20 protein-coding genes and 3 pseudogenes are annotated in these 14,955 nt (G+C 59.4%); 12 read left to right on the forward strand and 11 right to left on the reverse strand.

The window, feature by feature from the left end:
- Positions 1–134: 134 nt before the first annotated feature.
- The 3 genes from HMPREF9371_RS01190 to HMPREF9371_RS13985 form a co-directional block, all read right to left on the reverse strand.
- Positions 135–416: a HigA family addiction module antitoxin gene (locus tag HMPREF9371_RS01190; RefSeq protein ID WP_009117975.1), complete on the reverse strand. Its 282-nt coding sequence runs from the start codon at positions 414–416 to the stop codon at positions 135–137.
- A 13-nt stretch (positions 417–429) separates the two neighbouring features.
- Positions 430–708: a type II toxin-antitoxin system RelE/ParE family toxin gene (locus HMPREF9371_RS01195; RefSeq protein WP_009117976.1), complete on the reverse strand. Its 279-nt coding sequence runs from the start codon at positions 706–708 to the stop codon at positions 430–432.
- A gap of 208 nt (positions 709–916) precedes the next feature.
- Entirely contained in the window at positions 917–1,042 is a 126-nt protein-coding gene (locus HMPREF9371_RS13985) for a hypothetical protein (protein ID WP_009117977.1), read from the reverse strand.
- A 146-nt stretch (positions 1,043–1,188) separates the two neighbouring features.
- Between HMPREF9371_RS13985 and HMPREF9371_RS13840 the strand changes: the two are divergent.
- Positions 1,189–1,326, forward strand: a pseudogene (locus tag HMPREF9371_RS13840) (signal peptidase); the annotation flags it as partial.
- On the opposite strand, the pseudogene HMPREF9371_RS11235 reads toward HMPREF9371_RS13840, so the two are convergent.
- Positions 1,318–1,431 (reverse strand): annotated as a pseudogene (locus tag HMPREF9371_RS11235) (transposase); the annotation flags it as partial. The pseudogenes HMPREF9371_RS13840 and HMPREF9371_RS11235 sit on opposite strands and share 9 nt — an antisense overlap.
- A gap of 131 nt (positions 1,432–1,562) precedes the next feature.
- On the opposite strand from HMPREF9371_RS11235, the gene HMPREF9371_RS01200 reads away from it, so the two are divergent.
- Entirely contained in the window at positions 1,563–2,336 is a 774-nt protein-coding gene (locus HMPREF9371_RS01200; protein WP_009117979.1) for an SPOR domain-containing protein, read from the forward strand.
- 55 nt (positions 2,337–2,391) lie between these two features.
- Here HMPREF9371_RS01200 and HMPREF9371_RS12970 read toward each other — a convergent pair.
- A pseudogene (locus HMPREF9371_RS12970) lies at positions 2,392–2,585 on the reverse strand (hypothetical protein); the annotation flags it as partial.
- Between the two features lie 32 nt (positions 2,586–2,617).
- On the opposite strand from HMPREF9371_RS12970, the gene HMPREF9371_RS01205 reads away from it, so the two are divergent.
- The 7 genes from HMPREF9371_RS01205 to HMPREF9371_RS01235 all read left to right on the forward strand — a co-directional run bounded on the left by HMPREF9371_RS01205 (position 2,618) and on the right by HMPREF9371_RS01235 (position 8,662).
- A complete protein-coding gene (locus HMPREF9371_RS01205; protein WP_009117980.1) occupies positions 2,618–3,307 on the forward strand; it encodes a thiol:disulfide interchange protein DsbA/DsbL in 690 nt (229 codons plus the stop codon).
- 68 nt (positions 3,308–3,375) lie between these two features.
- The gene (locus HMPREF9371_RS01210; RefSeq protein WP_009117981.1) at positions 3,376–4,203 is read left to right on the forward strand and encodes an undecaprenyl-diphosphate phosphatase; all 828 of its coding nucleotides are present in this window, start codon (positions 3,376–3,378) and stop codon (positions 4,201–4,203) included.
- A gap of 96 nt (positions 4,204–4,299) precedes the next feature.
- Complete coding sequence (locus HMPREF9371_RS01215) at positions 4,300–4,833, forward strand: RNA pyrophosphohydrolase (RefSeq protein ID WP_040659919.1); 534 nt, start codon at positions 4,300–4,302, stop codon at positions 4,831–4,833.
- A gap of 6 nt (positions 4,834–4,839) precedes the next feature.
- Positions 4,840–5,625: an indole-3-glycerol phosphate synthase TrpC gene (trpC, locus tag HMPREF9371_RS01220; RefSeq protein ID WP_009117983.1), complete on the forward strand. Its 786-nt coding sequence runs from the start codon at positions 4,840–4,842 to the stop codon at positions 5,623–5,625.
- A gap of 58 nt (positions 5,626–5,683) precedes the next feature.
- Entirely contained in the window at positions 5,684–6,064 is a 381-nt protein-coding gene (locus tag HMPREF9371_RS01225) for a hypothetical protein (protein WP_040659921.1), read from the forward strand.
- A gap of 45 nt (positions 6,065–6,109) precedes the next feature.
- Positions 6,110–7,675, forward strand: coding sequence for a glutamine-hydrolyzing GMP synthase (gene guaA / locus HMPREF9371_RS01230; protein WP_009117985.1), 1,566 nt, complete (start codon positions 6,110–6,112; stop codon positions 7,673–7,675).
- Between the two features lie 117 nt (positions 7,676–7,792).
- On the forward strand, positions 7,793–8,662 hold the full coding sequence (locus tag HMPREF9371_RS01235; RefSeq protein WP_009117986.1) for an NAD(P)H-hydrate dehydratase: 870 nt from the start codon (positions 7,793–7,795) through the stop codon (positions 8,660–8,662).
- Between the two features lie 258 nt (positions 8,663–8,920).
- Here HMPREF9371_RS01235 and HMPREF9371_RS01240 read toward each other — a convergent pair whose 3' ends face one another.
- The 6 genes from HMPREF9371_RS01240 to HMPREF9371_RS01265 all read right to left on the reverse strand — a co-directional run bounded on the left by HMPREF9371_RS01240 (position 8,921) and on the right by HMPREF9371_RS01265 (position 12,148).
- A complete protein-coding gene (locus HMPREF9371_RS01240; protein ID WP_009117988.1) occupies positions 8,921–9,370 on the reverse strand; it encodes a ProQ/FINO family protein in 450 nt (149 codons plus the stop codon).
- Positions 9,371–9,514: 144 nt separating this feature from the next.
- A complete protein-coding gene (gene purE / locus HMPREF9371_RS01245) occupies positions 9,515–10,003 on the reverse strand; it encodes a 5-(carboxyamino)imidazole ribonucleotide mutase (RefSeq protein ID WP_040659923.1) in 489 nt (162 codons plus the stop codon).
- Positions 10,004–10,085: 82 nt separating this feature from the next.
- Positions 10,086–10,751, reverse strand: coding sequence for a tetratricopeptide repeat protein (locus HMPREF9371_RS01250; RefSeq protein ID WP_009117990.1), 666 nt, complete (start codon positions 10,749–10,751; stop codon positions 10,086–10,088).
- Positions 10,742–11,434, reverse strand: coding sequence for a class I SAM-dependent methyltransferase (locus HMPREF9371_RS01255; RefSeq protein WP_009117991.1), 693 nt, complete (start codon positions 11,432–11,434; stop codon positions 10,742–10,744). The genes HMPREF9371_RS01250 and HMPREF9371_RS01255 overlap by 10 nt, the downstream gene beginning before the upstream one ends.
- 20 nt (positions 11,435–11,454) lie before the next feature.
- Entirely contained in the window at positions 11,455–11,640 is a 186-nt protein-coding gene (locus HMPREF9371_RS01260) for a DUF3460 family protein (RefSeq protein ID WP_009117992.1), read from the reverse strand.
- Positions 11,641–11,779: 139 nt separating this feature from the next.
- Positions 11,780–12,148, reverse strand: a complete 369-nt coding sequence (locus HMPREF9371_RS01265) for an Mth938-like domain-containing protein (protein WP_009117993.1) — start codon at positions 12,146–12,148, stop codon at positions 11,780–11,782.
- 252 nt (positions 12,149–12,400) lie between these two features.
- On the opposite strand from HMPREF9371_RS01265, the gene HMPREF9371_RS01270 reads away from it, so the two are divergent.
- The 3 genes from HMPREF9371_RS01270 to mog all read left to right on the forward strand — a co-directional run bounded on the left by HMPREF9371_RS01270 (position 12,401) and on the right by mog (position 14,891).
- A complete protein-coding gene (locus tag HMPREF9371_RS01270; RefSeq protein WP_009117995.1) occupies positions 12,401–13,708 on the forward strand; it encodes a homoserine dehydrogenase in 1,308 nt (435 codons plus the stop codon).
- Complete coding sequence (locus HMPREF9371_RS01275) at positions 13,701–14,129, forward strand: hypothetical protein (RefSeq protein ID WP_009117996.1); 429 nt, start codon at positions 13,701–13,703, stop codon at positions 14,127–14,129. Before HMPREF9371_RS01270 ends, HMPREF9371_RS01275 begins: the two co-directional genes overlap by 8 nt.
- A 183-nt stretch (positions 14,130–14,312) precedes the next feature.
- Positions 14,313–14,891, forward strand: a complete 579-nt coding sequence (mog, locus tag HMPREF9371_RS01280; protein WP_009117997.1) for a molybdopterin adenylyltransferase — start codon at positions 14,313–14,315, stop codon at positions 14,889–14,891.
- Positions 14,892–14,955 lie beyond the last annotated feature (64 nt).

Consider the following 14,955-nt stretch of genomic DNA (forward strand, 5'->3'; position numbering starts at 1 on the left):
CCCCTTCCCAAAAAAACAGAGCCACCCCCAAAGAAACGGGGGTGGTTCTTTATTGTGTCGGCCCGTGGCAATTTGCCATGTTCGTGGCGTTCTGCCATGCCGCCCATCAAAAAACCGCCCGAAGGCGGTTTGGATCAGGCCAGAGCCACGCTCAGCGGCACCACAAAATCATGCGGGCGTTGTTCGGCTTGCCACAAATCGTAATCATTTTGCATACCCAGCCACAAGGTGCTAGACGTGCCAAGCAAAATAGCCAAGCGTACAGCCATTTCCGCAGTGATGGATGCCTTACCGTTCAAAATACGGGACAAAGCGGCGCGGGTAACGCCCAAACGCTTTGCGGCTTCGGTAACGCTGGTTTCGCCCAAATATTCATACAAAACCAAACCCGGATGTGGGGGATTGTGCATATTCATAACCAATCTCCTTTTAATGATAATCCTGATAATCCACGACTTCGGCATGGCCGTCTTCAAAGCGAAAAGTCATTCGCCAATTACCGTTTACCTTGATGCTCCAATACCCGGCTAAATCACCGGTCAGCGGGTGCAAATTCCAGCCGGGGGCGTTCATATCTTCGGGGCCTACGGAACGGTTCAATGCCATCAATTGCAGGCGCAGCTTATTGGCGTGGGCGGCCTGAATGCCTGCTTTGCTGCCGGTTTCAAAGAATTTTTGCAAGCCCTTGTGCTTGAAACTCTTAATCATACAAATCGCCTTATGTGTAGTGAAACTATACAGTTACCAATGTATAGCGTCAATATACGGATGGGTAAAATACCGAAGCAGGTAAGGGAGGCCCCAAACTGAGGCACCCTTTACTTTTTGGTACGGAACGGCGTCAAGCTCCTCTATGGTGGAAATCACCATGCAGGCCAAGGGTAGCCCCAAACTGACACCCCCTTGCCTTGGGGCTTCAGGCAGCCACGACGCTGAATAAATAATCGGCCCATGCCTGCATCATCTGGCGGCGTTTTTCCACCAAATACCGATGGCGGTACAGATGTTTATCAAACGTACGCGGCGCTTGCGGTTCTTTCATGGCAGAATTTGCACCTGCATGCTCTGATGCTGCGCCTGCCGGACAATCACATCACTGTCGTAGCCTTTGTCGGCAAATCACGCCAACGACAGAAGCGGGGATGAACATTCTTCCAGTCGCTGCAGTCTGGAGACAGGTCGAGACCTTTGCAAAACCCCCATCTGCGGCGCATTTCTGCGTTGTGCGCTGCTCGCTCACTTGCCTATCTATATGATATGTCTGCGTTCGCTGCGCTGCTACGCCTTGAGCTGCATCCACATCTGAGGGTTTTGCAAAGGTCTCAGGTCGCGCCAAGGCGTACCGGTTCTAAGAATCCACAAGACGGCATTGATAAAGTGGCGGTTGTCTTTGGCGATGCCGTCCCATTGCCCACGCTGACCCGGCAAATGTCTCTTGAACCCTTATTTAAGGCTCTCATAAACAGCTCTTTATCGGGCTGTAAAGAAGGTGTAAAAGCGTTTCCGCCCCGTCAAACAGCTTTGCTAGAATACGCCACCGTTTTTACCCGATTTCCTGTCTTATGCAAAAAAACCACGGCAAAGGCCTGACTGGCTTTATTTTCGGGCTGTTGTTGGCCACGCTGATCATCGGCGCGGTTTTGTTTTTCCTGAACCATACCCCTTCAGGTTTCCGCCAGCCCGATCCGCCGCCGGAGGTGGTGTCTCAGCCGGAAGAGTTGACACCGAGAGGCTCAAGAGTGCGTCCCCAAGCGCCTGTGTCGGCACCGAAAGACGGCGGCTTGGCCGACCCTTGGGGTGAGGTTGCCGAACATGATGCTTCCGAAGCGGCTACCCCGCCGGCCGTGCCGTCGCAAGCGGAAGACGAGCCCAAGCCCGAAGCACAGCCGGTGCCGGCGCCTAAGCCCGACCATCGCGGCACGGCCGAATCGAAGCCGCGCCAGCCTGCAGAACCCAAGCCGCCAGCCCGTGAGCCGCGGCCGGATCCCAAGCCCACTCCGGAGCAGATTCTCAACAGCGGCAGCGTGGAAAAAGCACGCGAACAGGTGCGCCGCGAGCAGCAGGGCAGCCGTGCCGCAAACCGTCCTGCCGAAGCGGCACCTGGCGGCCGGGTGGTGGTGCAGATGGGTTCCTTCAACAATGCCGAAGCGGCCGATGCACAACGCGCCAAACTGGCCATGCTCGGTGTGAATGCCCGCCTCAGCCGTGCCACAGGCAAAGATGGTCAAACCGTTTACCGCATCCAAAGCGGCCGCCTCAGCAGAGAAGAAGCGCAACGGCTGACCGAGAAACTGCGCCAAAACAATATCGACAGCCTGACCCGCAGCGCCGAATAAACCTTGCCGCCGCAAGGTCCGCTATAATGTGGCGGTTTTCAGGTAGCTTGAAGCCAGGCTGAGACCTTTGCAAACCCCCCAGATGTGGATGCAGTTCAAGGCGTAGCAGCGCAGCGAGTGCAGACATATCACACGATAGGCAAGCGAGTGAGCAGCACACAACGCAGAAATGCGCCGCAGATGGGGGTTTTGCAAAGGTCTCAGGCTACCTGAAACATTGTCCGGCTTACCCTGCCCACTTTCCCATATTTTTCAAACCCCCAGTCTTCTAGAGAACCATCATGAAAAAACTGAAAACCGTTTTGTTTGCCGTCTGCACGGCCTTAAGCGCTGCCGTGGTGCAGGCCGAAGCCGTGGAAGGCAAAGACTATATTGTGCGCAGCAATGTGATTGAAGCCGTACAGCCCGATAAAATCGAAGTGGTGGAGTTTTTCGGTTATTTCTGTCCGCACTGCCAGCGTTTGGACCCCATTATCCTGCGGCATGTCCGCACCTTGCCTGCAGACACGGTATACCGCACCGAACATGTGGTGTGGCAGCCCCAGCACCTGCCGTTCGCCCGTCTGCTGGCGGCGGTGAACCAAGCCGGCGTGAAGCGTCAGGCGAATCCGGCCATTTTCCAAGCGGTAATCAATGAAGGCAAAAATCTGGGCGACGAGGCCACTTTCCGCGCTTGGGCGCAGCAGCAGGCATTCGGCAGCAAACTGTTGGCCGCTTATGACGACCCGAAATCGTCTGCCGCCGCACACAATATGCAGCAGCTGACCGAACGCTATCAAATCCAAAGCACTCCGCAAGTGATTGTGGGTGGCAAATACGAGCTGACTTTTGCCAACGGTTTTGAAGCGGGAATGAAAACCTTGGACGAACTGGTGGCGAAAGTGCGCACCGAGCGCGGTATGCCGGCTGCCGCGCCCAAAGCCGTTTTGCCAAGCCGCGGCGGCTCCTTTGCCCGTCAGGCCAACCAATAATTGTTTTTCTTTTTCAGGTAGCCTTGGTGCAAATCAAGGCTACCTGAAAACGTTTGAAAGCCCGTTTTATGGATGTGATGCTTGCTTTGAAAGCCCTGTTGCTTGGTATTTTGGAAGGGCTGACCGAGTTTCTGCCGATTTCCAGTACCGGCCATTTGATTGTGGCCGGCAATCTGATCGGTTTCGACAGCGAATACACCGCCTTTAAAATCGCCATTCAGTTGGGCGCGGTGTTGGCCGTGGTATTCGAATACCGCCGCCGCTTTGCCCATGTGCTCACCCACATCGGCAAAGACCGTCAGGTCAACCGTTTTGTGGGCAATCTGATGATTGCCTTCGTGCCTGCTGCGGTGGTGGGCCTGCTGTTTGACGATTTTATCGAACAGGTTTTGTTCAACCCCATCAGTGTGGCCGCGGCTTTGGTGGTTGGCGGTTTTCTGATTTTGTGGATTGAGAAACGCCAGCAAAACCGGGCGCCCAAAGTGGCGACGGTGGACGACATGCGGCCGCGCGATGCGCTGGTGGTCGGGCTGGCGCAGATTCTGGCGCTGATTCCCGGCACTTCCCGCTCCGGCAGCACCATCATGGGCGGCATGATGTGGGGTTTGGAGCGCAAGGCGGCCACCGAATTTTCCTTTTTCTTGGCCGTGCCGGTGATGATTGCAGCCACCGGCTACAGCATGGTGAAAAACCTGCACGTTTTTACCTGGCAGGACATCGGCCTGATCGCCATCGGCTTTGTGGCGGCTTTTGCGGCGGGTTTGCTCGCGGTAAAAGCGCTGCTGCGTTTCGTGTCGAGCAAAAACTATGTGCCCTTCGCCTATTACCGCATTATCTTCGGCGGCATTATCTTGCTGACTTGGCAGCTGGGTTGGGTGGACTGGACGGTGAAATAAGCCGCGGTGCCGGTTTGGCCGCCGTGTCTGCCTTTGCCGAATGCGGCGTTTTATGGGAAAATCGCTGCCATTTTTATATTTCCGGGCGAAAGAATCATGCTGGACAGAGAAGGTTATCGCCCCAATGTCGGTATCATCATTACCAACCACCGCAACGAGGTGTTTTGGGGTAAGCGTGTGCGCGAGCATTCGTGGCAGTTTCCGCAGGGCGGTATCAAGCCCGGCGAAAGCCCCGAGGCCGCCATGTACCGCGAACTGCTGGAAGAAGTCGGCCTGTTGCCGCATCATGTGAAAATCCTCGGCCGCACCCGCGACTGGCTGCGCTACGATGTGCCGAGCAACTGGATCCGCCGCCAATGGCGCGGTTCTTACCGCGGCCAAAAACAGATTTGGTATCTGCTGCGCCTCACCGGCCGCGAAAGCGACGTGCATCTGCGTGCCAGCAGCCAGCCCGAGTTCGATGCCTGGCGCTGGCATGAGTATTGGGCGCCGATAGATGAAGTGATCGACTTCAAAAAAGACGTGTACCAAGGCGCTTTGCTCGAACTGTCGCGCTTCTTGCACGGTTTGGAAAGCTTGGAACATTTCCATGTCCGCCAACAGCGGCAGATCAGCCTGCCCGATTTGTGAGTGCCCATGAGCGATATTCTGAACCGGATTCTGAACACCAAACATCAGGAAGTGGCTGCCGCCCGTACGGCGCAGCCTTTGGCCCAAATGCGCGCCCAGGCGGCCGATATGCCGCCGGCGCGCGATTTTGTAGGCGCCATGCGCGCCAAACATGCCGCGGGCGAGGCGGCTTTGATTGCCGAAATCAAAAAAGCCAGCCCGAGCAAGGGGCTGATTCGTGCCGATTTTCATCCCGAAGCGCTGGCCCGCGTTTATGAGGCGGCAGGCGCGGCCTGTTTGTCGGTGCTGACCGACGAGCAGTATTTCCAAGGCCATGAAGGCTACCTGAAAGCCGCCCGCGCCGCCGTTGCCCTGCCGGTGTTGCGCAAAGACTTTATGGTGGATGAGTACCAAATCTACCAAGCCCGTGCTTGGGGCGCAGACGCGGTGCTGCTGATTGCCGCCGCTTTGAGCGCGGACCAGCTGGAAACCTTCGAGGGCATCGCCCACGAATTGGGCATGGCCGTGCTGTTGGAAGTACACGAAGCGGCAGAGCTCGACAAATGCCGCCGCCTGAGTACGCCGCTGCGCGGGGTGAACAACCGCAATCTGCGCACCTTCGAAGTGAGCCTGCAACACACTTTGGACCTGCTGCCCGAATTGGCCGGGCATATGGTGGTGGCCGAAAGCGGCATCCGCCACCGTGAAGACGTGCAGTATCTGCGCGGGCACGGTGTGCACAGCTTTCTCATCGGCGAAACCTTTATGCGCGCCGATGACGTGGGCGCGGAAGTACGCAAGCTGTTTGCCTGACGGCCCGGATGGCGCTTTTCAGGTAGCCTGCCGAAGCCTTGCTATTGAGGAGATATCCATGCAACACAAACTGTTTTCGTTGCTGCTGCTGCCTTTGGCTGCATTCACCCCAGCCGAAGCCATACCTTGCGGCTCTGCGTCTGCTGATATCGATGCGGCGTTTATCTTTGCGGCTCGGTGTGTGGAAGTCATGAGCCCGGCCGAACGGCAGGAAGTCATGGATGTGATGGAAGCCATTCAGCGGCAAACCGACCGTTGTGTGCGAGATAAGCAGCAGATTAATACCGTGCCTTCGCCTGAGGGCATGAACGAAGCTTTAAAAATGGTGTTGGGCAATCCTGTGCCGCGCCAGCGCGACACGGTGCTTGCCGAATGCCGCCAATCCACCCCGATGCCGGTTTTGCGGCAACGCTACCGCAGCTTGATGCCGACTCCCTAAGTTTTTGCTTGTTTCTTTATTTGATTGATTTCTGATTCTTTTATCATGACCCCAGACAAAATCCTCATTCTCGATTTCGGCTCGCAAGTCACCCAACTCATCGCTCGCCGCGTGCGCGAAGCCCATGTGTATTGCGAACTGCACTCTTACGACATGCCTTTGGAAGACATCAAAGCCTTCAATCCCAAAGGCATTATTCTTTCCGGCGGCCCCAATTCCGTTTACAACTCCGACTATCAGGCCGACACCGGCATCTTCGAGCTGGGCATTCCCGTGCTCGGCATCTGCTACGGCATGCAGTTTATGGCGCACCATCTCGGCGGCGAAGTGTCGCCCGGCGACCAACGCGAATTCGGTTACGCCCAAGTGAAAACCATCGACAGCGAACTGACCCGCGGCCTTGCAGACGGCCAGCCTAACACGCTGGACGTGTGGATGAGCCACGGCGACAAAGTATCCAAGCTGCCCGAAGGCTTCTGCATCATCGGCGACACGCCGAGCTGCCCGGTGGCCATGATGGAGCACGCCGAAAAACAATTCTACGGCATCCAATTCCACCCCGAAGTGACCCACACCAAACAAGGCCGCGCCTTGCTCAACCGCTTCGTGCTCGACATCTGCGGCGCACAACCCAGCTGGACCATGCCCAACTACATCGACGAAGCCGTGGCCAAAATCCGCGAGCAAGTGGGCAGCGACGAAGTGATTCTCGGCTTGTCCGGCGGCGTGGATTCTTCCGTAGCCGCGGCGTTGATCCACCGCGCCATCGGCGACCAACTCACCTGCGTATTCGTTGACCACGGCCTCTTGCGCCTGAACGAAGGCCAAATGGTGATGGACATGTTTGCCCGCAACTTAGGCGTCAACGTGATTCACGTCGATGCCACCGACGACTTCATGGGCAAGCTCGCCGGCGTCACCGACCCCGAGCAAAAACGCAAAATCATCGGCGCCGAATTTGTCGAAGTATTCCAAACCGAAGCCGGCAAACGCCAAAACGCCAAATGGCTGGCGCAAGGCACGATTTATCCCGACGTGATCGAAAGCGCCGGTGCCAAAACCAAAAAAGCCCATGCTATCAAGAGCCACCACAACGTCGGCGGGCTACCTGAAACCCTCAATCTGAAGCTGCTCGAGCCCTTGCGTGACCTGTTTAAAGACGAAGTGCGCGAACTCGGCGTGGCGCTGGGCCTGCCGCGCGAAATGGTATACCGCCACCCCTTCCCCGGCCCCGGCTTGGGCGTGCGCATTCTCGGCGAAGTGAAAAAAGAATACGCCGACCTCCTGCGCCGCGCCGACGATATTTTCATCCAAGAGCTGCGTAACAACTTCGATGAAAACGGCACTTCTTGGTACGACCTCACCAGCCAAGCCTTTGCCGTGTTCCTGCCGGTCAAATCCGTCGGCGTCATGGGCGACGGCCGCACTTACGAATATGTGGTGGCGCTGCGCGCCGTCGTCACCAGCGACTTCATGACCGCCCATTGGGCCGAACTGCCTTATTCGCTGCTGGGTAAAGTGTCCAACCGCATCATCAATGAAGTACGCGGCATCAACCGCGTGGTGTACGACGTCAGCGGCAAACCGCCGGCCACGATTGAGTGGGAATAATGCCGGTTGAGCCGGCTTGTGTCCGGTGTTGAACGGCATCCGTCGGGGCTGATGCGCATCAGCGCCCGACGGATGCTTTTTTATCGGGCTACCTGAAAGCCACCCTAGGAGAATGATATGCCGCTTACCCGTATTCTGCCGCCCGCCCGCTTGCACAGCGTCCGCCAGCGTTTTCCCCGCTTGGTGCGGCCGCGTGCCGCCGACAGCCATAAGGGCAGCTACGGCACGGTGGCGGTAATCGGCGGCAGCGAGGGCATGAGCGGAGCCGGGGTATTGGCGGCGGTGGCGGCTTTGAAGGGCGGGGCGGGCAAGGTGTGGCTGGGGTTTGCCCAGGAGCAGCTGCCAATGCCTTATCTGCCTGCCCATCCCGAAATCATGCTGGCGACGGCGGCGGCTTTGTTGCAGCGGCAGGATGCGAGCGTGTACACGGTCGGTTGCGGTTTGGGCCAGAACGAAGCCAGGCAAAGCCTGTTGCGTGCCGCTGTGGCCAAAGTGGCAGAGAGCAGTGCCCCTTTGCTATTGGATGCGGATGCTTTGAATCTGCTGGCCGTTACGCCGCAAACCTTGCCGGCGAATACGATTTTGACGCCGCATCCTTTGGAAGCGGCCCGTTTATTGGGCTGCGGCACTGCCGAGGTGCAGCACAACCGCCGCCGTGCGGCGCTGGCCTTGGCCGAACGTTACGGCTGCCATATCGTGCTGAAGGGGCATGCCAGTTTGGTGGCCAATCCTCAGGGGCGGATTGAGGAGAACGACAGCGGCAATCCGGGTTTGGCCACGGCCGGCAGCGGCGATGTGTTGAGCGGTTTGATTGCGGCGCTGCTGGCACAGGGTTTGCCGCCCTATGAGGCGGCGGCGGCCGGTGTGTGGCTGCACGGCGCGGCGGCCGAGTTGTTGGCGGCACAGGGCTGCGGTCCCATCGGTCTGACCGCGGGTGAGCTGCCCGATGCGGTGCGTGCGGTGCGCAATTTTGTGGTGGCGGGGTAATCGCGGTTTCGCCGGCGGCCAGATGGTTGACTGCATGGCAGGATGGCAAGGTATGCGCTGGCGTTGGCAAAACAGCCGAAACTTGAGCAAGGGTTTCGGCTGTTTCATTGGCTTAAGCAGTCAGGCGGCAGCGGAGCAGGTGTATTGCTGCCGTCTGTTGTCGCTTGGGAAAGGGTGTTGCCGATGATATGGGGCAAACAGCATTTCAGGTAGCCTGCTCTGCTGAACAGGCTACCTGAAAGCGTTTCAACAACCGGCTTATTCGTTGGTGTCTGCCGCAGGAGCGGCGGTTTCGGCCGGCGCAGTCGGCTCGGCTGCGGCCTCGGCGTTTTGTTCGGCCTGTTTGGCGGCCTGCTTTTCCAGCATTTCTTTCACTGCCGGATGCTGTTGGGCAATGGTTTGCTCTTCGGGGCTGACTTCGCCTTTGAAGCGGTTGTTCAGGTCGAAGCGTTTGCCGCCGCGGGCGAGGGATTTGAGATAGCGCGGGCGGCGGCAATGGTTGGCCAGCACGCGGGCAATCAGGGCGGGATCGTATTGGGGCAGGGCGGCCACCAAATCTTGGTCGATGCCCAATGCCAGCGGTTTGAAGCGTTTGAAGACATCGTATTTGCCGTAAATATGGTCGGCAATCATGTCGGTTTGTTTCTTTTTGCTCATGGTTTGCACGGCTGATTTCAGCGCGGCGCCCAAAGCGGTTTCCTGCGTCATTCGGAACGGTCCTTGTGTGGGTTGCGGTTATAACGGGGCGGATTTTCGCACAGCGGCATCGCTTTGGCGAACAAATCGACGCTGCAGCGGGCGGTTTGTTGGCAGGATGGCACGCCCGGCGGCGAAGATGGGACCTGTGGGGAGTTATGCCTGCGGCGGCAGGCTCATGCCCAATACGGTTTGCTTTTGCTGTTCGCGGAATTCGGCCAACTGGCGGGCCAGTTTGGGCGATTGGTTGGCCAGCAGGGAGACGGCAAACAGGGCGGCGTTGGCGGCGCCGGCTTCGCCGATGGCAAAGGTGGCCACCGGCACGCCTTTGGGCATTTGAACGATGGAGAGCAGGGAGTCTTCGCCGCGCAGATATTTGCTGGGCACGGGCACGCCGAGTACGGGGACGGTGGTTTTGGCCGCCACCATGCCGGGTAGGTGGGCGGCGCCGCCGGCACCGGCGATGATGGCTTGCAGGCCGCGTTCGCGAGCGGTTTCGGCGTATTCGAACATCAAATCGGGGGTGCGGTGGGCGGAAACGACGAGGGCTTCGTAGGCGATGCCGAAGCGGTCGAGGAATTCGGCGGCGTGCTGCATCACCGGCCAGTCGCTGTTGCTGCCCATGATAATGCCGATTTGGGTCATGGCGGGGTCCTTTGTGAAACGTTGGGAAGTGAAGAGGCTACCTGAAAACACGGCCCAAGCCGGTTTCAGGTAGCCTCGGTGTTTAGCGGTTGTTTTGGATGCGTTGGTGGGCGCGGCGGGCGGCCGGGCTGTTGGGATAAGTCTGCATCAGTTTGCGCCAGGTGTCGCGTGCGATGTCGCGCTGTTGCATATTCCATTGGCAGCTGCCCACGCTGTACAGGGCTTCGGCCGCTTTCGGATTGGCGGCGAAGCGGGTGGCGAAGCGCTGGCCGCTGATGATGACGGATTCGCAATTGCGCAGTTTTTCGTGGCTTTGCATCATCAGGAAGAGGGCGTTTTGCTCGGTTTGGCTGCCGCTGCCGTTGCGCTCGGCAAAGCTGAGGTGGTGCAGGGCTTGGCGGTAGAGGCCGTTTTGGTAAAGGCTGCGTGCCTGGCGGTAGGCTTGGTCGTGGCTGTTTTGTGCCGCAGCGGCCGGGACGGGGGCAGCCGGCGTGGCGGTGCTGCCTCGGGCGGGGCGGCTGTCGGCGGCGGGCGCTGCTTGCTGTTTGTTTTGCAGTTCGGCGATTTGTTGGCGCAATTCGCTGATTTGCTGCTGAAGTTGGCCGATTTGCTCAGTGTGGGCGTTGAGTTGGATATCGATGCGCTGGTCGGCCGGGGCGTGTTCCGTTGCTGGCGGATGGGGCACGGGGGTGAGGCTGCCGCAGGCGCTGAGGCCCAGTAAGGCGGCGAAAACGGCGGTCAGGCGCATGGGGTTTCCTCCGAATGGCGTTTGCGTAGCAGGGTGAGGCCGTCGCCCAAGGGCAGGGTGAGGGCGTCGATGCGCGCATCGTTTTGCAGTGCGCGGTTAAAGCGGCGAACGGCTTCGAGTGAGGGCGGCTCGGCGGGGGCGGGATCGTGGCAGACGCGGCCGCCCAGCAGCAGGTTGTCGATGGCGATGAGGCCGCCGGGGCGAACCAGTTGCAGACAGCGTTCGTAATAGTGGGTGGTCGGCGGTTTGTCGGCGTCGATGAAGGCGAAGTCGTAGCTGCCGGCTTCGCCGTTGGCGATCAGCTGGTCGAGGGTGATCAGGGCCGGCTGCAGATGGAGGGTGATTTTGTGGGCCACGCCGGCCTGTTGCCAGCAGCGGCGGGCGATGTCGGTGAAGGTAACATTGATGTCGCAGGCGGTGAGGCGGCCGTCTTCGGGCAGCGCCAGCGCCAGCGCGGTGCTGCTGTAGCCGGTGAACACGCCGACTTCTAGGCAGCGTTTGGCGCCGGTGAGTTTGACCAGAAACGCCAGCAGCTGCGCCTGCTCGGGGGCGATGTGCATCTTGCCCAGACGGTGCTCGGCGGTGGTGCGCCGCAAATTGGCCAATACATCGGCTTCGGCGGGGTTGATGCGCTTCAAGTAGCCGGCCAGATCGGCAGGCAGGTGGCGGGTGGCGGCGGTCATGGCGCGACGGGACGGGTGTTTCAGTCGGGCTGGTAGGCGTAGGGTTTTTTCGGCAGCTTGGCGGCTTCGAAATCGGCCTGCTCTTCGGGGTTGAGTTCGACATCCCACAGCAGGGCGCGGTTTTTCAGACGACGGGCGGCTTCTTCGGGATGCTCTTCCAGATATTGGTTGAGAAATTGGGTGGCTTCGGATTGATAGTGGTACATGCTGTGCTCCGGATAGGGCGGCGCGGCTGCGCCTTTTATTCAATATGATGTGGCGGCGCGATTATAACGGAACGCGGCGCGGAAAGGCTACCTGAAAGCGGGGTAGGGCGGGGCAAGGATGAGGATTTCGCCGCAGGCTTTACGGCCACAGCCAGGCCCAGATGCGGCGGCCTTCGCTTTGCAGCAGCATATGGGTGCGGCAGGCCGCTTCGGTGCTCATGCACTCCACGCCTACGCCGACCGCGGCGGCGCGGGCGGTGAGGCGGGGGTGGATAAATTGCTGTTTCGGTCCGGTGCCGATGAGGATGATTTCGGGTTTGGCAGCAAGGGCGGCATCGAAATGTTCGGCCTGCAGATCGGCCGGGGCGGCGAGGCCGGCAGGGCGCAGGGTGTGGCCGGTGTCGATGAGGACGGCTTCGCTGAGGGTGTGACCGTTGACCGTCAGTTGGCCGGGGCGGTAGGCCTCGATCTGCAGGGTGCCGTCGGCCTGGTGTTCTTGTATCAGCATATGGGGCTTTCTGTGGCGGTTGGATTGGGCTACCTGAAGGGCGAAAACCGCTGCGGCAGGCTGCCGGGCGCAAGCGGCTTGGGCAGATACAGCGAGCTTGATATTGGTGATGACGGATCGCGATCGCCGTTTTGCTGCGTTGCCGCATTTTCAGGTTCTACAAACCGTTTTTTTCGGCTAAGATAGCAGCCTTTTGTTATTCGGAATCGGCGGGCAGGCGCCCGAGCGCAGCATCATACACAAGGAGCAATCATGCAGCCAGTGAGAATCGGCATTTTGGGAATGGGTACCGTCGGCGGCGGTACGGTGAAACTGTTGGCGGCCAATACTGCCGAAATCGCCCGCCGCTTGGGCCGGGAAGTGGTGGTCACCGCCGCTGCCAGCCGCAATGCCGAGCGCGCCGAGCGTTTGTGTCCGCCCGGCACCGCCGTGGGCACCGATGTGTTTCAGGTAGCCGCCCATCCGGAAGTGGACATTGTGGTGGAATTGATCGGCGGCACCGATGTGGCCCGAGAAGCGGTGATCTGCGCCATTGAAAACGGCAAACATGTGGTGACCGCCAACAAAAAACTGCTGGCCGAGCACGGCAACGAAATTTTCGCCCTGGCTGATAAGCACAATGTGATGGTGATGTTCGAAGCGGCAGTGGCCGGCGGCATCCCCATCATCAAGGCGTTGCGCGAGGGCTTGGCGGCCAACCAGATCCAATCGGTGGCCGGCATCATCAACGGTACCAGCAATTTCATTCTCAGCGAAATGCGCGATCACGGCAGCGCGTTTTCCGATGTGCTGAAAGAGGCGCAGCAGCTCGGTTATGCCGAGGCCGATCCGACCTTCGACATCGAAGGCCACGATGCCGCGCACAAATTGAGCATCATGTCGGCGCTGGCCTTCGGCACCCCCATCCATTTTGACGCCTGCTATCTGGAAGGCATCAGCAAGCTGGAAAGCCAAGACATCCGCTACGCCGAAGAGCTGGGCTACCGCATCAAGCTCTTGGGCATCACCCGCAAAACCGAGCAGGGCATCGAGTTGCGCGTACACCCGACCTTGATTCCCGAATGCCGCCTGCTGGCGAAAGTGGAAGGCGTGATGAATGCGGTATTGGTGCAGTCGAATATGGTGGGCGAAACCTTGTATTACGGCGCCGGCGCCGGCGCGTCGCCCACCGCCAGCGCGGTGGTGGCCGACATCATCGACATCGCCCGCCTGCTGAATGCTGACAGTGCCCACCGCGTGCCACCGTTGGCCTTCCGTCAAAGCGGCGAAACCCTGCGCGTGCTGCCCATCGAAGAAATCATCAGCAGCTATTATCTGCGCGTGTCCGCCGAAGACGAGCCGGGCGTGTTGTCCGACATTGCCGGTATTCTGGCGGCGCAAGGCGTATCGATTGAAGCGCTGATCCAAAAAGGCGTGATCAACCACCAAACCGCGGAAATCGTGATTCTTACCCACCGCGCACAGGAAAAACGCATCCAATCCGCCATCGCGCAAATCGAAGCGCTGCCGCGCGTGGCCGCGCCGGTTACCATGATCCGCATGGAGAGCCTGCATGGCTGAGGAAAAATCCCCGCTCACGCCCGAACAGCAGGCAGAATATCAGCGCTCGCGCAAAAAAATCCGCACCATCCGCATTTGGCTGTGGGTGATTGCGCTGCTGTTTCTCGGCTTCGGCCTGCTGTCGCGCTGCGCGCTGACCCAGTCTCAGGCCACCGCCCACATTGTGGAATCGTGCGTGAAAAACATGCCGTTCTCGCCGCAATGGGAAAACGATTTGGCCAAGCACGGCCTGCAGGGGCAAACCGAGCGCGTGATTGAGCCGTTCTGCCGCTGCGTGTGGGAAGAGCCTTTGGCTAAGCTGAGTGATGCGGATTTGCGCAACTTTTCTAAGCTCGACACCGAAGCCCAGCTGGGCAAGCTCGGCGGGGCGCAGGCATTCCTGCAACGTCAGGAACAGTGTTTGGCGGCGCAAAAGCCATAAGTTTTCGGCTTTCAGGTAGCCTGAAAATTGTGGCGGGCAGTTCCGGCCAGTCAGTGTTTGATACCGGTTTCCGGCTTGCTTCGGCGGCCGGTTTTTGTTTCTTGCCGTTGCCGCGCAGACCGTGCCCAAAGTAAGCGGGCAATCGGGTACAATGCGGCTTTCCCGTTTGCCGGTACCGCCGCCATGAATACTCTTTCCCCCATCGCCATCGGCCTGATTGCCACCAGCGACCGCGCCAGCAGCGGCGTGTATGCCGACGAAGGCATTCCCGCGCTTAAAAATTGGCTGGATCGGGCTGTGCGCAACCCCGTCCGTTATGTGGAAGCCCTGATTCCCGACGACCAAGATGAAATCGAAAGCATGCTCATCCACATGGCCGACCAAGAGCATTGCGATGTGATTTTCACCACCGGCGGCACCGGCCCCGCGCCGCGCGACGTCACGCCGGAAGCCACCTTGGCGGTATTGGACAAAGAGCTGCCCGGCTTCGGCGAGCAGATGCGCCGCATCAGCCTGCACTATGTGCCCACCGCCATTTTGTCCCGCCAAACCGCCGGCATCCGCGGCAGCAGCTTAATCGTGAATCTGCCCGGCTGGCCGAGGGCCATCGCCGAAACTTTGGGCGGCGTATGCGCAGAAGACGGCAGCGTGGTGGTGCCGGGTCTGTTCGGCGCCATTCCCTACTGCGTGGATTTGATCGGCGGCGGCTTTATCGAAACCGATGCCGCCGTTTGCCCTGCTTTCCGCCCCAAGCAAAAATAAACCCCTCGCCGTTTTCAGGCTGAGACCTTTGCAAAACCCCAGATGTGGATGCAGTTCAAGGCGT

It is taken from the genome of Neisseria shayeganii 871 (genome assembly GCF_000226875.1).
GTDB classification, from domain to species: domain Bacteria; phylum Pseudomonadota; class Gammaproteobacteria; order Burkholderiales; family Neisseriaceae; genus Eikenella; species Eikenella shayeganii.

What these genes read in the sequence shown, in the direction of transcription:
- trpC (WP_009117983.1), top strand. Translation starts at nt 4,840, where the DNA reads ATGAGCGATATTCTGAACCGGATTCTGAACACCAAACATCAGGAAGTG.
- HMPREF9371_RS01225 (WP_040659921.1), top strand. Translation starts at nt 5,684, where the DNA reads ATGCAACACAAACTGTTTTCGTTGCTGCTGCTGCCTTTGGCTGCATTC.
- HMPREF9371_RS01190 (WP_009117975.1), bottom strand. Translation starts at nt 416, where the DNA reads ATGAATATGCACAATCCCCCACATCCGGGTTTGGTTTTGTATGAATAT.
- HMPREF9371_RS13985 (WP_009117977.1), bottom strand. Translation starts at nt 1,042, where the DNA reads ATGAAAGAACCGCAAGCGCCGCGTACGTTTGATAAACATCTGTACCGC.
- HMPREF9371_RS01210 (WP_009117981.1), top strand. Translation starts at nt 3,376, where the DNA reads ATGGATGTGATGCTTGCTTTGAAAGCCCTGTTGCTTGGTATTTTGGAA.
- HMPREF9371_RS01255 (WP_009117991.1), bottom strand. Translation starts at nt 11,434, where the DNA reads ATGACCGCCGCCACCCGCCACCTGCCTGCCGATCTGGCCGGCTACTTG.
- purE (WP_040659923.1), bottom strand. Translation starts at nt 10,003, where the DNA reads ATGACCCAAATCGGCATTATCATGGGCAGCAACAGCGACTGGCCGGTG.
- HMPREF9371_RS01195 (WP_009117976.1), bottom strand. Translation starts at nt 708, where the DNA reads ATGATTAAGAGTTTCAAGCACAAGGGCTTGCAAAAATTCTTTGAAACC.
- HMPREF9371_RS01215 (WP_040659919.1), top strand. Translation starts at nt 4,300, where the DNA reads ATGCTGGACAGAGAAGGTTATCGCCCCAATGTCGGTATCATCATTACC.
- HMPREF9371_RS01270 (WP_009117995.1), top strand. Translation starts at nt 12,401, where the DNA reads ATGCAGCCAGTGAGAATCGGCATTTTGGGAATGGGTACCGTCGGCGGC.
- mog (WP_009117997.1), top strand. Translation starts at nt 14,313, where the DNA reads ATGAATACTCTTTCCCCCATCGCCATCGGCCTGATTGCCACCAGCGAC.
- HMPREF9371_RS01235 (WP_009117986.1), top strand. Translation starts at nt 7,793, where the DNA reads ATGCCGCTTACCCGTATTCTGCCGCCCGCCCGCTTGCACAGCGTCCGC.
- HMPREF9371_RS01265 (WP_009117993.1), bottom strand. Translation starts at nt 12,148, where the DNA reads ATGCTGATACAAGAACACCAGGCCGACGGCACCCTGCAGATCGAGGCC.
- HMPREF9371_RS01240 (WP_009117988.1), bottom strand. Translation starts at nt 9,370, where the DNA reads ATGACGCAGGAAACCGCTTTGGGCGCCGCGCTGAAATCAGCCGTGCAA.
- HMPREF9371_RS01205 (WP_009117980.1), top strand. Translation starts at nt 2,618, where the DNA reads ATGAAAAAACTGAAAACCGTTTTGTTTGCCGTCTGCACGGCCTTAAGC.
- guaA (WP_009117985.1), top strand. Translation starts at nt 6,110, where the DNA reads ATGACCCCAGACAAAATCCTCATTCTCGATTTCGGCTCGCAAGTCACC.
- HMPREF9371_RS01275 (WP_009117996.1), top strand. Translation starts at nt 13,701, where the DNA reads ATGGCTGAGGAAAAATCCCCGCTCACGCCCGAACAGCAGGCAGAATAT.
- HMPREF9371_RS01260 (WP_009117992.1), bottom strand. Translation starts at nt 11,640, where the DNA reads ATGTACCACTATCAATCCGAAGCCACCCAATTTCTCAACCAATATCTG.
- HMPREF9371_RS01200 (WP_009117979.1), top strand. Translation starts at nt 1,563, where the DNA reads ATGCAAAAAAACCACGGCAAAGGCCTGACTGGCTTTATTTTCGGGCTG.
- HMPREF9371_RS01250 (WP_009117990.1), bottom strand. Translation starts at nt 10,751, where the DNA reads ATGCGCCTGACCGCCGTTTTCGCCGCCTTACTGGGCCTCAGCGCCTGC.